Annotated in this window: 8 protein-coding genes; 6 read left to right on the top strand and 2 right to left on the bottom strand. The window is 40.7% G+C overall.

Annotated elements, in window-relative coordinates:
- Positions 1-199 precede the first annotated feature (199 nt).
- The 4 genes from rpoB (at position 200) to FDK13_RS15505 (ending at position 10,229) form a co-directional block, all read left to right on the top strand.
- Positions 200-4,063 (top strand): DNA-directed RNA polymerase subunit beta, encoded by a 3,864-nt coding sequence (gene rpoB / locus FDK13_RS15520; RefSeq protein WP_137340927.1) that lies wholly within the window; start codon positions 200-202, stop codon positions 4,061-4,063.
- A 92-nt stretch (positions 4,064-4,155) separates the two neighbouring features.
- Positions 4,156-8,478: a DNA-directed RNA polymerase subunit beta' gene (gene rpoC / locus FDK13_RS15515; RefSeq protein ID WP_137340926.1), complete on the top strand. Its 4,323-nt coding sequence runs from the start codon at positions 4,156-4,158 to the stop codon at positions 8,476-8,478.
- A 158-nt stretch (positions 8,479-8,636) separates the two neighbouring features.
- A complete protein-coding gene (locus FDK13_RS15510) occupies positions 8,637-8,966 on the top strand; it encodes a DUF3467 domain-containing protein (RefSeq protein WP_137340925.1) in 330 nt (109 codons plus the stop codon).
- Positions 8,967-9,143: 177 nt separating this feature from the next.
- Complete coding sequence (locus tag FDK13_RS15505) at positions 9,144-10,229, top strand: glutaminyl-peptide cyclotransferase (protein ID WP_137340924.1); 1,086 nt, start codon at positions 9,144-9,146, stop codon at positions 10,227-10,229.
- On the opposite strand, the gene nfi is transcribed toward FDK13_RS15505, so the two are convergent.
- Positions 10,226-10,942 (bottom strand): deoxyribonuclease V, encoded by a 717-nt coding sequence (gene nfi / locus FDK13_RS15500; protein ID WP_137340923.1) that lies wholly within the window; start codon positions 10,940-10,942, stop codon positions 10,226-10,228. The genes FDK13_RS15505 and nfi overlap by 4 nt on opposite strands.
- A 133-nt stretch (positions 10,943-11,075) precedes the next feature.
- Here nfi and FDK13_RS15495 point away from each other — a divergent pair, with 133 nt between their 5' ends.
- Together FDK13_RS15495 and FDK13_RS15490 are read left to right on the top strand one after the other, a co-directional pair.
- Entirely contained in the window at positions 11,076-12,374 is a 1,299-nt protein-coding gene (locus FDK13_RS15495) for a glycoside hydrolase family 99 protein (protein ID WP_137340922.1), read from the top strand.
- Between the two features lie 62 nt (positions 12,375-12,436).
- The gene (locus tag FDK13_RS15490) at positions 12,437-13,999 is read left to right on the top strand and encodes a glycoside hydrolase family 43 protein (protein ID WP_137340921.1); all 1,563 of its coding nucleotides are present in this window, start codon (positions 12,437-12,439) and stop codon (positions 13,997-13,999) included.
- Positions 14,000-14,003: 4 nt separating this feature from the next.
- Here FDK13_RS15490 and FDK13_RS15485 read toward each other — a convergent pair whose 3' ends face one another.
- A complete protein-coding gene (locus FDK13_RS15485) occupies positions 14,004-16,574 on the bottom strand; it encodes a galactose oxidase (protein ID WP_137340920.1) in 2,571 nt (856 codons plus the stop codon).
- Positions 16,575-16,640: the final 66 nt, after the last annotated feature.

The following is a 16,640-nucleotide window of genomic DNA, read 5'->3' as shown; positions in this document are numbered from 1 at the left end:
TTTCGGTAATCTAATTCTCCTTCCGGATAATTGGTCTGAAACACTTCTTTACTCGTAGAAAAGAAGAACAGGGATCGTTATCTAAATTTCTCTACGAGGCAAACGATTAAGGTTTTAAACTAATTAGTGCGATTGCGCGTTGTAATATGTTACACTGTCGCTTTGTTTTCGTTCTACTAACCCAAAATCAGACATAGCCTTGGCTACAATTAAAGCAACTCCCAGAAAAAATTTCTCCAGGATTAATCAGATTATTGATTATCCGGATCTGTTGGGAATCCAGGTACAATCATTCCGGGATTTCTTCAGTCTTGATACATCAGTAGAAGATCGTTCTGACGAAGGATTGTACAAAGTTTTCGCTGAGAACTTTCCTATTGCAGATTCACGCGACAACTTCGTGCTTGAATTTATCGATTATTTATTAGAGCCGCCAAAGTATTCTGTCGATGAATCTATCGATCGAGGATTGACTTATGCGGTTCCTCTAAAAGCAAAATTACGTTTAATATGTAATGATGCTGATCATGAAGAATTTGAAACTATTGAGCAAGAGGTATTTTTAGGAAATATCCCTTATATGACGGATCGCGGTTCGTTTGTAATCAATGGTGCTGAACGTGTTATTGTTTCCCAGTTACACCGTTCGCCGGGTGTGTTCTTCTCAATGAGCAAGCACACAAACGGTTCTAAATTATATTCTGCACGTATTATTCCATTTAAGGGTTCATGGATTGAATTCTCAACGGATGTGAATAATGTCATGTATGCATATATTGACCGTAAGAAGAAATTCCCGGTTACTACGCTTTTAAGAGCCATCGGTTTTGGTTCTGATAAGGATATTCTTGATCTCTTCGGACTTTCTGAAGAAATCGGAGCGACTCCGACAAACTTGAAAAAAGCAGTTGGCCGTCGTTTGGCAGCGAGAGTTCTTCGCACCTGGACAGAAGATTTCGTGGATGAAGATACCGGTGAGGTAGTTTCTATCCAACGTAACGAAGTATTATTGGAACGTGATTCAACAATCACGCCTGAGGATATCGAAGTTATTGTGGAATCTGGCCAGAAGTCAGTAATCCTTCACAAAGAAGATATGAATGTTGCGGATTATAACATCATTTATAATACGCTGCAAAAAGATAGTTCAAACTCCGATAAGGAAGCTGTTGAGCAAATTTACCGCCAGCTTCGTAACGCAGAAGCACCGGATGAACAAACGGCAAGAGATGTAATCCAAAGCTTGTTCTTCAGTGATAAACGTTATGATCTTGGTGATGTTGGACGTTATCGTATCAACAAAAAATTAGGTTCTGACACAAGTCTTGACGTTCGCGTTCTGACAACGGGTGATATCGTTTCAATCGTTAAGTATTTGATCGGTCTTATCAATGCGAAAGCAGTTGTCGATGATATTGACCACTTGTCAAACCGTCGTGTTCGTACCGTTGGTGAACAACTTTACGCACAGTTCGGTGTAGGTTTGGCTCGTATGGCCCGTACCATCAAAGAACGTATGAACGTACGTGATAACGAAGATTTCAAGCCTGTTGATTTGATCAATGCGCGTACGCTTTCTTCTGTTATTAACTCTTTCTTTGGTACCAACCAGTTATCACAGTTTATGGATCAAACGAATCCATTGGCTGAGATTACCCACAAAAGACGTATGTCTGCACTTGGGCCTGGTGGTCTTTCCCGTGAAAGAGCAGGTTTTGAGGTTCGTGACGTTCACTATACGCACTACGGTCGTCTGTGTACAATCGAAACTCCTGAAGGACCAAACATTGGTTTGATTTCATCTCTTTGCGTATTTGCCAAGGTTAACGGAATGGGTTTCATTGAAACTCCTTACCGTGTGATCGACAGCGGCGGAAAGCTGACGAACGAACTTATTTATATGACTGCCGAAGAAGAAGATTCCAAATACATTGCTCAGGCTAATGCCTCGGTTGATGCAGAAGGAAACTTTACGGTAGATAAAATCAAGACGCGTTTTGAAGGTGACTTTCCGATGGTTGATCCATCACAGGCATCTTATATGGACGTTGCCGCTAACCAGATTGTTTCGGTTGCAGCTTCTCTTATTCCTTTCCTTGAACATGATGATGCCAACCGTGCCCTGATGGGATCGAACATGCAGCGTCAAGGCGTTCCATTGTTGCGCCCACAGGCGCCAATCGTAGGAACTGGCCTTGAAAAGCGTGTTGCGATGGATTCGCGTGCTTTGGTTGTATCTGAAGGTGAAGGTGTAATTGAGTATGTTGATGCAACAAAAATTGTTGTTCGTTACGAAAGAACGGAGGAAGAACAACTTGTTAGCTTTATAGAAGACAGTGTTTCTTATAGTCTTGTTAAATTCCGTCGTACTAACCAGGATACTTGTTTGAATTTGCAGCCTATGGTTCTTAAAGGACAAAGGGTTACAAAAGGAGAAGTATTGTGTCAGGGTTATGGTACGGAAGGTGGAGAACTTGCATTGGGTCGTAATCTTTTGGTAGCGTTCATGCCTTGGCAGGGATATAACTTTGAAGATGCGATTGTAATCTCTGAAAAAGTGGTTCGTGACGATATCTTTACTTCTATTCACATTGAAGAATTTGAATTGGAAGTGCGTGATACGAAACGTGGAGAAGAAGAACTTACTGCTGAGATTCCTAATGTAAGCGAGGAAACTGTTAAAAACCTTGATGAAAATGGTATCGTACAAGTTGGTACGGAGGTAAAAGAAGGAGATATTTTAATTGGTAAGATCACGCCAAAAGGTGAGTCTGATCCAACTCCTGAGGAAAAACTTCTTCGTGCGATCTTTGGTGACAAAGCCGGTGATGTGAAGGATGCTTCCAAAAAAGCGCCGCCATCTATGAAAGGTGTAGTTATTGATACTAAACTTTTCTCTCGTCCTACGAAAGAAGAACGTGCCAAGCACAAAGACGAGTTGAAATTGCTTATGAAAAAATATGGCCGTGATTTGACAGCACTTCGCGGACGTATTATTGAAAAGCTGGTTGCTTTGGTTGATGGTAAAACAAGCCAGGGAGTTAAGCACAAATTTGGTGATGAGTTGATTTCAAAAGCAGTTAAATTCAACGTGAGAAATATCTCTGAGAATTTATTCCCTGCTAACAACCCATACCGTGATGAAAGCCAGTACGCAGTGGTTGAGGAAGTAAACTTAATCGGTGACGTACTTACTGATTCATGGACTGAAGATGCGCATACCAACCGCCAGGTTTCTCTTGCACTGAAGAATTATCTTAACGCGCGCAGCGAGTTGATGGGCCGTTTCAAACGTGACCGTTTCGCTCTTGAAGTTGGAGATGAACTTCCTGCTGGTATCGTGAAACTGGCGAAAGTATATATCGCTAAGAAACGTAAATTGAAAGTAGGGGATAAAATGGCGGGTCGTCACGGTAACAAAGGGGTTGTTGCCCGTATTGTACGTGATGAAGACATGCCATTCCTTGAAGACGGAACACCAATGAACATCGTGTTGAACCCACTTGGGGTACCTTCTCGTATGAACATCGGTCAGATTTACGAAACAATTCTTGCATGGGCAGGTCTTAAACTTGGTCGCCGCTATGCTACTCCTATCTTCGATGGAGCTACGGAAGCAGAAGTTGCGGCTGAATTGAAAGAAGCTGGTTTGCCGGATTGGGGACGTACTTATCTATACAACGGATTGAGCGGAGAGCGTTTTGATCAGCCGATTACAGTTGGACTTATGTACATGATGAAACTGGGTCACTTGGTTGATGATAAAATGCACGCGCGTTCGATTGGGCCATACTCGCTTATTACACAACAGCCGTTGGGTGGTAAAGCACAGTTTGGAGGTCAGCGTTTTGGAGAAATGGAAGTGTGGGCACTTGAAGCATTCGGTGCATCTCACATTCTTCAGGAAATCCTTACCGTGAAATCGGATGACGTTGTAGGCCGTGCCAAGGCATACGAAGCTATCGTGAAAGGTGAAAACCTTCCGAAACCAAATATTCCGGAGTCATTCAATGTACTTGTTCACGAACTTCGTGGATTGGCATTGGAAATTACGCTGGACTAATTTTAGTCGTAAGGAGAGTGGTAGCAATGCTGCTCTCCTTAGAAATGCAATACAAATTGAGTTTCGACTAACAGACAAACGACTCTTTAATTATGTCTTTCAAAAAGAACAAAAAACTAAATAGTGATTTTTCCAGAATGACAATCAGTCTGGCATCACCTGAATCGATACTGGAAAGTTCATTCGGTGAAGTAACCCAGCCTGAAACTATCAACTACCGGACTTATAAGCCGGAAATGGGTGGTTTGTTCTGTGAGCGTATTTTCGGTCCTGTAAAGGACTGGGAATGTCATTGTGGAAAATACAAACGTATCCGTTATAAAGGTATCATCTGCGACCGTTGCGGTGTAGAAGTTACTGAGAAAAAGGTACGTCGTGAGCGTATGGGACACATTGAACTTGTGGTTCCTGTTGCACACATCTGGTACTTCCGTAGCTTACCGAACAAAATCGGTTACTTGCTGGGATTGTCTACCAAAAAACTGGATCAAATCATTTACTACGAGCGATATGCCGTAGTTCAGGCGGGTGTTAAAGAAGAAGATGGCGTTAGCTACCTTGACTTCCTTACAGAAGACGAATATCTTGACATCATCGACAAACTTCCTCGTGAAAACCAATTGCTTCCTGACACGGATCCAAACAAGTTTATCGCGAAGATGGGTGCTGATGCGCTTGAAATGCTTTTGAACCGTATCAAACTGGATGAGCTTTCATACGAACTTCGTCACCAGGCTGCAACAGATACTTCACAGCAACGTAAAGCGGAAGCGCTTAAACGTCTGAAAGTTGTTGAAGCTTTCCGTGATGCAAACACGCGTGTTGAAAATCGCCCGGAATGGATGGTTATCAAAATGGTTCCGGTAATTCCACCAGAACTTCGTCCGCTTGTGCCTCTTGATGGTGGTCGTTTTGCGACTTCTGACTTAAATGACTTGTATCGCCGCGTTATCATTCGTAACAACCGTTTGAAACGTTTGATAGAGATCAAGGCGCCTGAGGTAATCTTGCGTAACGAAAAACGTATGTTGCAGGAAGCGGTTGACTCGCTTTTTGATAACAGCCGTAAAGTGAACGCGGTACGTTCTGAAGGGAACCGCGCTTTGAAATCACTTTCTGATATGCTTAAAGGTAAGCAAGGACGTTTCCGTCAAAACTTACTTGGTAAGCGTGTCGATTATTCTGGTCGTTCTGTAATTGTTGTAGGACCGGAATTGAAACTGCACGAGTGCGGTTTGCCGAAGGATATGGCTGCTGAATTATTCAAGCCGTTTATCATTCGCAAGCTTATCGAGCGCGGAATCGTTAAAACTGTAAAATCAGCTAAGAAAATCGTAGATCGTAAAGATCCTGTGATTTGGGATATTTTGGAAAACGTTTTGAAAGGACACCCTGTTCTTCTAAACCGTGCTCCAACGCTTCACCGTTTAGGTATCCAGGCGTTCCAGCCTAAGTTGATCGAAGGAAAAGCAATCCAGTTGCACCCATTAGTGTGTACTGCATTCAACGCTGACTTTGACGGTGACCAGATGGCCGTTCACGTGCCATTGGGCCAGGAAGCCGTTCTTGAAGCTTCGATGTTGATGCTTTCTTCTCATAACATCCTTAACCCTGCGAATGGTGCACCAATCACGGTACCATCACAAGACATGGTTTTGGGTCTGTATTATGTAACAAAAGGTCGTGTAAGTACTCCTGAGTATCCAATTATTGGTGAGGGAATGATTTTATACGGTCCTGATGAAGTTATCATTGCGATCAATGAAGGCAAACTTTCCAAGCATGCCAATATCAAATGCCGTCTGCGTGTACGTAACGATGACGGAACGTTTGAAATTAAATTGGTCGAAACAGTTGCCGGCCGTATCCTGTTCAACCAGGCGGTTCCAGCTGAGGTAGGTTATATTAATGAGTTGCTTACCAAGAAAAAATTACAGCAGATCATTGGTTTGGTATTCAAACTTGCAGGTGTTGCACGTACAGCGCAATTCCTGGATGAGATCAAAGAACTCGGTTTCCAAATGGCCTTCAAAGGTGGTTTGTCAATGGGGCTTAATGATGTAATGGTACCAGATGAAAAAGTAAAACTGATCGAGCAAGCGAAAATAGACGTTGAAAACGTTTGGAGTAACTACTTGATGGGTCTTATCACTGAAAACGAACGTTACAATCAGGTTATCGATATCTGGACACGTGTTAACTCACGTATCACAGAAACGTTGATGAAGCAATTGGAAACGGATCAGGGCGGATTTAACTCCATCTATATGATGATGCACTCCGGTGCACGTGGTTCCCGTGAACAAATTCGTCAGCTTGGTGGAATGAGGGGTCTTATGGCTAAGCCTCAGAAAAACATGGCTGGTGGAGCAGGTGAAATTATCGAAAACCCGATTCTTTCTAACTTTAAAGAAGGTCTTGACGTTTTGGAATACTTTATCTCAACACACGGTGCACGTAAAGGTCTTGCGGATACAGCGTTGAAAACAGCGGATGCAGGTTACCTGACCCGTCGTTTACATGACGTAGCGCAGGATGTTGTAGTTGTTGAAAACGACTGTGGTTCTCTTCGTGGTATTGCAATCTCAGCTTTGAAAGACAACGAAGATATCGTTGAACCACTTTCTGAGCGTATTTTGGGACGCGTAAGTGTTCATGATGTTTTTGATCCTTTGTCAGGAGAAATTATCCTAACATCTGGTCAGGAAATCACAGAAGAAATCGCTTCTTATATTGATGAAACAAGTATCGAAAGCGTAGAAATTCGTTCTGTACTTACTTGCGAAACACGTAATGGTGTTTGTGCGAAATGTTACGGACGTTCTCTTGCTTCGGCTTATATGGTTAACATCGGTGAAGCTGTGGGTGTAATTGCATCGCAGTCAATTGGTGAGCCAGGTACGCAGCTTACACTTCGTACTTTCCACGTAGGTGGTACGGCATCTAACATTTCTGTTGATGCCAACATCAAAGCGAAGTTTGACGGAACAATTCAGTTTGAGGAATTACGTCTTGTTGATTCAGTGAATAATGATGGAGATCCAATTACAGTAGTAATGGGCCGTTCAGGTGAGGTGAAAATCGTTAACCTTGAAACTGGTCAGTTGCTAATCTCTAACAACGTTCCTTACGGTGCTCAGCTTCTTGTAAAAGATGGCGAAAAAGTAACAAAAGGACAGGAACTTTGTACCTGGGATCCATATCACGCAGTAATCCTTTCTGAATTCACCGGTATTGTTTCATTCGACGCTATTGAAGAAGGAATTACTTACCGTGAAGAATTTGATGAGCAAACAGGTTTCCAGGAATCAGTTATTATTGAAACACGTGATAAAACCAAAAACCCTGCATTGGTGGTGAAAGGTAAAAGTACGTTGTTGAAAGACATCACTGAAAAAGGATATAACTTACCAGTTGGAGCTCGTTTGGTAGTGAAGAATGGTGCGCCGATTAAAGCGGGCCAGCCTTTGGCAAAAATCCCACGTGTGGTTGGAAAAACACGCGACATTACGGGAGGTCTGCCACGTGTAACGGAATTATTCGAAGCACGTAACCCATCAAACCCTGCAACAGTTTCTGAAATCGACGGTGTTGTATCTTACGGTGGTGTCAAACGTGGTAACCGCGAGATTCATATCGAATCAAGAGATGGTACACAACGCCGTTACATGGTGGCTCTTTCGAAACACATTCTTGTTCAGGATGGTGACTTCGTGAAAGCAGGTGATCCGTTATCGGATGGAGCGATCACACCAGCGGATATCTTGTCTATCAAAGGACCAACAGCAGTTCAGGAATATCTTGTGAATGAAATTCAGGAGGTATATCGTCTGCAAGGTGTGAAGATCAATGATAAGCATATTGAGTGTATCGTACGCCAGATGATGCAGAAAGTAGAAATACTTGACGCAGGTGATACTAACTTCCTGGAAATGCAAGCGGTTGACCGTGTTGTGTTCCGTGAAGAAAATGATAAGATACTTGACATGAAAGTGGTTGAAGAAGCTGGTAGCTCTGAAACACTGAAACCAGGTATGATCATTTCAGTACGTCGTTTACGTGATGAAAATTCAAGCTTGAAACGTCGTGACCTTAAATTGGTTACTGCGCGTGATGCACAGGCTGCTGTGGCGAAACCTACTTTGATGGGTATCACACAAGCTTCGTTAGGTACTGAAAGTTTTGTTTCTGCGGCTTCGTTCCAGGAAACAACCAAGGTACTTTCAGAAGCTGCGGTACGTGGAAAACGTGACGAATTGAAAGGTCTGAAAGAAAACGTAATCGTAGGTCACTTAATCCCGGCTGGTACTGGTATGCGTAAATACGTTGATATCATTGTTGGTTCGAAAGAAGAATACGATGCATTAGCTGAATCCCGCGAAAAACAATCACGTAAAAAACGTGAATTGGTATAGTAGGATTTAGAATAAGATAAAAAGAGTCGGTTCTGCGTAAGCGGAACCGGCTCTTTGTTTTTAGATGCTGTATAATTTTAGTAATTTTCACTTTCAAAATGATGTGAATAACCTGTTGAAAATATATCCGGCATCCAATCACTACCGAAAACTTAACGATGGAAGACAACAAACAAGAAAATGAACAGCAAATTAATGTAGAACTCTCGGAGGAAATGGCCGAAGGAGTTTACTCCAATCTTGCGATGATCGCGCACTCCAACAGCGAATTTATATTGGATTTTATCCGTCTGATGCCGGGTGTTCCCCGTGCAAAAGTAAAGGCGCGTATTATCATCACACCAGAACATGCAAAGCGTTTGGTGGCAGCGCTAAAAGATAATATTGAAAAATACGAAGACCAATACGGTCCGATCCAGAGTAATCACGATACCGATCCTTCTTTTAACTTTCCAATAAGTTTTGGAGGTCCGGGCGGAGAAGCCTAAAAGCTATAAAATTCTCTTATTTATCCTGCTGCATGATACTATTGCAGCAGGATTTTTTGTTATTGAACAGCTTCTGAAATTAGTCCTGGCAAATTGTTAATATTGAAATATTCAAAGAAACAGGAAGTCGTTTTAACGATTTTGCGGATATTGCAGTCAAATTGAAAAACACCATTTATGAATACGCGTAGCACACATTTTCTTCTTGTTATATTGATAAGTTTTGTTGTTTTTTCTTGTAAACAGGAAAAGAAAGCAGAGACAGTAGTTATTCAAAAAATACCCGTGGCAGTTACCGCAAAAAGCAGATATAAAATCGGAGACTCTATTGCTATTGGTTTTACGGAGCCTGTTTCCCAATTTATAGTAAAATGGAATGGTGCCGGGGTACCGGGAATTAAACAAGTTTCCGATTCAGTATTTGTGAAAGCAGAATCAGAAAAAACAGGTTGGAAACAGATCATTGTAAGTGGTACAACAAAATCAAAAGAATCATTTACTGATACTTTATTTGTTGAATTGGCATCGGACATCACGCCAAAAGAAATGACTTATAGTGTTTTATCATCTTATCCACATCAAAAAACAAGTTTTACAGAAGGACTGGAATTTTATAAAGGGGAATTATATGAAAGTACCGGAGAAAACGGAAAATCACTTTTGTTGAAAATTGATTTAAAAACAGGTGCAACCATAAAATCGGTACCGCTAACCGACCAGTATTTTGGGGAAGGTTTGACCATTGTAAACGATAAAATTTACCAGCTGACCTGGACAACCGGCGTGGGTTTTCGTTACAATATGGATTTCACGCTGGATAAAACGTTCACTTACTATACCCAGGGCTGGGGGATGACACATCATGATTCAACGATTATCATGGGTGACGGTTCCAATAAACTTTACTTCTTCAACACAGAATTTCAGAAAACAGGCGAGATAGAAATCTATGATAACAAAGGTCCGGTTCTGAAAATTAATGAGCTGGAATATGTCGATGGATATGTTTTTGCCAACATTTGGGAAACCGATCGTATTATTCAGATTGACCTGGAAACAGGAAAAGTTGTAGCCACTATGGATATGAAGAAAATTATTCCGGCTGAGGTGGATCAAACCGGATCCAGTGTTTTGAATGGGATAGCACACCAACCTTTGGAAAATGCTTTTTATATAACCGGTAAAAATTGGCCGACTTTATTTAAGATCCGTGTTTCCGGTGCTGCTCAAAAAAATAAAAAAGCGCTGGCGTCAAAAAATTAGAATAGTAGTTGAGGTGTCAGCTCATGATAACCTTCTTTCAACTTTCCGGTACGAAATAAATTGACAAACTCATGCGCTCTGCGTGTAGGCTCGGGTAGACGATAATTTCCAGCACACCGGATTGCAATATCCAGACTGTCGCTCAAACTCATTCTATTTCCCGGAGAAATAAAAACCGGATTAGTTTTAAATTTTGATCTTAAAGCATATCCGATCACTTCTTCCTTGTTCATTATTGGCCGATAATCCCCCTTCTGAATACCGGGTTCCTGCCACTTTCCGAATAAAATATTTTTGGCACATCCCATCGTAACCGTCCCGGTCAACGCACCGAAATGCGCTGCAATCCCCATCCGTCTTGGATGCGCGATTCCGTGTCCGTCAATCATTAAGACATCCGGCTTAACCGGTATTTGCTCTAATGCCTGCACCAAAGCCGGTACTTCCCTGAAAGCCAGAAAACCTGGTACATAAGGAAAACTTGTTTTACTTTCCACTAAGGAATAAGCGATGGGCTGTAAATCCGAGTAGCGAAGAATTACTATTCCTGCAAAAATGATCTCACTGAACCTGTTTAGTGAAATATCTGCTCCTGCAATGGTTTGAATCGGCTTTGTGAAAGGTTCAAGATTTATTTTTTCACGCAATTTATTTTGAATTTCTTTCGCTTCGGCCAGATTTAGGTCGTCATAGTCTGTGATAATGTCATTCATACTTTTAAACCTTCATTAAGACGTTAATGGTTTGTTAACCAATTTTTAAGTAGTCCGTGTTTATTTTGGATAACTCATTATTACAAATGTCATTCCATCTGTCTTACTTCTATTTTTTCTGGTCATTATGAAAATGAAATTATTCGTAACGTTATGTCTTTTCCTGCTTCTTTCCCTGAACTGCCAAAGTCAGCAAAATAATGTTCCGGACAGGCAAAATGAACAGATTAAATATGACGAAACCGGCTGTCTCTTTACAACTTATAAAGGGTTGGTTATGGCAGGTTATCAAGGCTGGTTTACTGCCGAGGGGGACGGAAGCGGCCGCGGATGGCATCATTATCAGAAAGAAGGAAAATTTGAAGCCGGATTTACCTCGGTAGATTTTTGGCCGGAAGTAAGTGAATATACTAAGACATATAAAACCGCATTCAAATTCGCTGACGGAAATGCCGCTAAGGTTTTCAGTCCTTATGATGAATCAACTGTTGATCTGCATTTTAAGTGGATGAAAGAGCATGGTATCGATGGTGTTTATATGCAGCGGTTTGTTAGTGAAATAAAAAGTGAAAAAGGTAAAAATCACTTCAATAAAGTATTGGCTAATGCGTTAAAAGCTGCAAAAAAGTATGGAAGAGCCCTTAGCATTATGTACGATTTAAGCGGATCTACTTCTGCTGATATGGATTTTATCGCTCGGGATTGGGAAGAATTGCAAGTGCTTTTTAAACTTTTTGATAACAAGGGAAATCCAACTTATTTGAGATATAACGGTCGTCCTTTGCTCGCAATCTGGGGTGTTGGTTTTAATGATAATAGAAAATATACTATTGAGGATATTCAGAATCTGGTAGGGAAAGTTAAGGGTACAAATGGGAAAATATCTGTTTTGCTTGGCGTCCCGTATTATTGGAGAAGTCTGTCAAAGGATACAGAAAATTCCACATTATTACACACTTTGATTAAAAGTGCTGATATTATTATGCCCTGGGCGGTTGGAAGATATAATGCTGATACTTATAACAGTGTTGCTGCTAATTTGCAGGAAGACATAACCTGGTGCAGCAAAAATAAAATTGGCTACATTCCGCTTGTTTTTCCGGGGTTCAGTTGGGGGAATTTGAAAAATGATAAAACATTATACAACCAGATTCCTCGGGCAAAGGGAGACTTTTTATGGAAACAAATTGCAGGAGCAAAAATGGCCGGAGCAGAAGCCTTGTATGTGGCAATGTTTGATGAAATTGATGAAGGAACCGCAATTTTTAAAACAAAAAATGAAAAGGACGTTCCTCTCAATGGTGATGGGAAATTTGCCGGTATTGAAACAGATCTGAGTACAGATTATTACTTATGGCTTACTGGGCAGGGGGCTAAGTGGTTTCATGGCAATAAGGGTTACAATATCAAAAAGCCCGTTCGTCAGAAGTAATACAAATTGGTTTCTTACAAATAATTCTCTTTATTCGCCTGATTTATGTAACCAAATAAAAAATGAAATTGCTTCTTCGCCTGACTTTCCTTTGCCTGATTTTTACCGGAACTGTTTTCGCTCAAAAAATAATTCCAAAACCTGTTAACACGTATCGAAATCCGGTTATTGCCGGTGATTTTGCGGATCCTTCCGTTATTCGGGTAGGGGATACTTATTATGCAGCCGGAACTTCTTCTGAATGGGGACCGGCTTACCCCATTTATACATCAAAAAATCTTGTGGATTGGGAATATTTGGGCCCTGTCTTTGCAGAATTACCATCCTGGACCATGGGAAGTTATTGGGCGCCTGAATTGTTTTATCGCAACGGTACTTTTTTCGTGTATTATACCGCCCGCCGGAAATCAGACAAACAATCTTTTATTGGCGTAGCCAGTACAAAGGATCTAAAAAAAGGATTTACAGATCATGGTTTGCTTTTGGAATGGACGAAGGAAGCTATTGACGGTTTTGTTGTTGAAGATAAAGGAAAATTATTTCTGACCTGGAAAGCATACGGTCTGGATAAGGGCAGAGGAATTGAAATATTGGGCGCTGAGCTTTCTGACGATGGTTTGAAGGTTATTGGAAAAGAATTTGGTTTGATAAAAGCAGATGCAAATAATTGGGAAGATGGCGGAGCAGAAGGGCAGGCAATATTTAAAAGAGGAAATTACTGGTATATGCTTTATTCCGGAAACGCATGTTGTGGTGAAAATTGCAATTATCAGGTAGGTTTGGCAAGAGCAGAAAAATTGCAAGGCCCGTGGACGAAATTCTCAGGAAATCCGGTTCTTATAAGTGACGGGACCTGGAAATGTCCGGGACACGGAACGGTCGTGACAACACCGGATAACCGTTATTTTTATTTGCACCACGCTTACAATGGTACTGATTTCACATACGCAGGCAGACAAGGTGTATTAAGCGAGCTCGTTTGGGATGAAACTTCTAAATGGCCCTCGTTCCGCTATGGAAAAACAACACCTGCGCAAGCAGAGTCACCATTAGCTGCGAGCACAAAAGCTAATGAAGATTTGCTGATCAGTTTTGATAAAAATACACAAGAAACTTCGTGGGTTTATGATGTAAGTTTTCCCAAACCTGCATATAAAATTCAGAATGGATTGTTGGAAATTGAAAACAGCAATTTGACAGCAACTAGCAATTTTCTTGGTTTGGTAGTGAAAAATGGTAACTATAATTTCTCAGCAGAAATAATTCCCAAAGACCAAGTCCAACAAAATATTACTGTTTATGGTGATGCGACTAATGCTATTGGTTACGGGGTTTTGAAAGACAAACTTACCTTGTGGCAAATAAAAGACGGCGTTTATAGCGTAGTTAAAACACAGGAAATCGCTGGAAAATTTGAAACCATTAACTTAAAATTACAAAGCCGTTTTGGACGGTTTTATGAATTCAGCTGGGAGGGCAAAGGTGAAAAAATAGATCGGCAGCCTTTAAAAATTGAAGGTTCCTGGCTTCCGCGCTGGGACCGCGCTCCGCGTGTGGGAATTAACGTTTCCGGAAATAAATCAGGGAACGGCGAAATCCGTTCGGTGCAACTGAAATACAATTAGCGGCTCAGGAATGTAACACTTCCGGCATATCCTTCTGGAAATCTTCACCATAAATACGGTTATATTCTCTGGCAAAATTCTCATAAGTCGTTTTTGCCAGGGAATGTTTTCCTAAATGCGCCAGGGCTTTGCATTTGATGATCATGGCTTCCTCATTCACAGGATCAAAATAGAAAATATAATTCGCCAGTTTGATCAGGAATTCAGGATCATCTGAAATTTTTACAGTTGCCGCGAAACGTAAATAGGTATCAACAATTTCATTCGAAATTTCGGATTTAAAACTGTCCAGCCATTCGTATTCAACGTTGGATAAAAAATTGCCACGTTTGGTGATTTCTGCCAGTTCCGTAATATTTTCCTTATTTAAGGCACGTTTATTGCCAATAATTGCCAGATAATGTGTGTAATCTACATGGATTTTATCGTAATCAATTTTAATTTTCCAATAGCCCGTTTCTTTTGAAACCTGACAATATTTCATTTTATCCAGAATCCCTTTCAGCTTCGCAATATTGACGGATCGATTATTTCGGGCACTTTCGGAAGGTTTGTCAAACCATAGTAGTTCTTTTAATTTTTCCGAACTGATACCTTCCCAACGGATGGAATAAAGAAGAATCACCAAAAATAATTCTTTCACAAGCGGACTGAATTGTTTGGTGATTTCATTCCCTTCTTCATCAAACAATTGAAGATTCCCGAATAGCAATACGCTGCTTTGCAGAGAAGCTACCTTACTCTCGGCAAAATTCTCTTTCAAATCCGGAAGGATTTCTGTCACAGGCATAGTTTCCGGAATAACTTCGGATTCGTTCGCCAAAACGGGAATTTCTGGTTTTAGATCCTTTTTAGCATACCTGAAATAGCCAAAAGCAAGCAAAGACAGCATTATAAAACCGGCAGCAATCCAAACGGTTTTGTAGTTATCCGCTTCTACCGCCGCGACTGGTTTTATAGATTCCAACGGCGGGGCATAAAGTGAATAAACAGCAATTTTTGTCTGATTATTATCTCCCTGATATAATGTTACGGAGACAAATCGTCCGCTTGACGGATCAAAAAACAAATCTGCGTATGACTGGATATCAACAAACTGGTAAGGAATTTTAGATCCTACGTTTTTGAAATCCGGCCTGGTTAATGAGCCTTTAATAAGCTGTAATTCTGAATTGAATTTATGTTTTGGAAAAATAAGTGCATAATAGGTGCTATCCTTTTCATTAATGATCATGGAATTCCCGAATACAAAATCCTCTTCCGGCGTTTTTAGCTCATAGATTTTTTTAAAACGGTGCGTTTTTATATCAAAAAACAGGAGATCGTACCAGTTTCTCGGATTAAGCATTTGCTGTCCGGTAGAGCTCCCATAACCTCCCAGAATGTAAGCGCCATCTTTGGTCGTGCCAAGTGCAGCTAAATATCTCGGTGTAAAGACAGATTCTCTCACCTTGATATTCTCCCATTTCGCCGAAGGAACATGGTAACGCTGAACGTCATTTTTATAAGCCAGATGGCCATAACCTCCCAGAATATAAATGGAGGAATCCAGTGCTGAATAAAATTTATTCGCATGAAGGAAATTTCTTTTTGGCGCAGATGCTATTCCGGTTTTATCCCAGCTCCGGTTTTTTATATCAAAAGTTGAAACCTGTTGTTCGTCGATATAAATATTGAATAATTTGTTATTTGTCTTATCGAAGAGTATCTGATTATCAATATATAGTGTTTGTTTCTGGTCATTGAATTTAACACTTCCGGAGCTATTTCCGGCGATGTTATAGTTTACCAGAGAATCCTTTGAAATGAAATGAAGAATGCCTTTATTTTGATCAAACCCAACTTTAACAAAATCCTGCATACTTAGCGTCTGAACCAATTGCCATTCGTAATGTAGTTTTTTTATCCACACCGGATTAACTGCAAGACCATCTTTTCTCTCAATTTCTTCAACCGCCTTTGAACCATCTGTTTCATCCAGCGCCCAGCGAAACTTCAATATAGCGTTTTCAAGAATCGCGATATTCCTGATCTTCATCGGAGGTACATCCGTAGACTTAAAATCTTTATACTGATTTGCGCCAAACAGGATTTTGAAACAGCCATTGTCCGTAAAATTCATAGGCTGAATAAAACTTTTGTCGCCATATGAGACCTGAATGTTTTTCTTGTCTTTATTAAATTTCAGTGTAATCCTGTTCCACTTTTTGAAAAGATCGTTGCCCGGAAAATCAAATGAAAAAGGAGCAAATTTGTCTCCGATCACCAGTTTGAAGTGCTGATTATTGGCACTGTTGTCATAAATCAGGTCTATGTTTTGTCTATCATTTTCAATAAGTCGTACGACGTACCCGAAATAGATCTTTTTGTTCGCCAGAAATGAAAGTTCGAACGACAGTTCAAAATTTTTATCAAAACAAAAAGTATTGCCCGGACTCAAATCCAAACCGGTTCTTTTATCCTGAATAACTTCGAAACTATCAAAGCCAAGGCCATAGGATTGAGCCTGGCAAAAACGAGAAAAGCCGGGAATTAAAATGAAGATCAATAAAAAGAAGAGAAATTTAAATTTCATAGGCATAAGGTAGAGAGAAATAAAATTAAAATTCCCTCCGGGAGTCATTAAGGGTCTTGTTAATCA

The sequence above is a fragment of the Dyadobacter frigoris genome, assembly GCF_005280585.1.
GTDB classification, from domain to species: Bacteria; Bacteroidota; Bacteroidia; order Cytophagales; family Spirosomataceae; genus Dyadobacter; species Dyadobacter frigoris.
The sequence above is the reverse complement of the archived record's forward strand: the minus strand, read 5'-3'. Positions and strand labels throughout refer to the sequence as shown.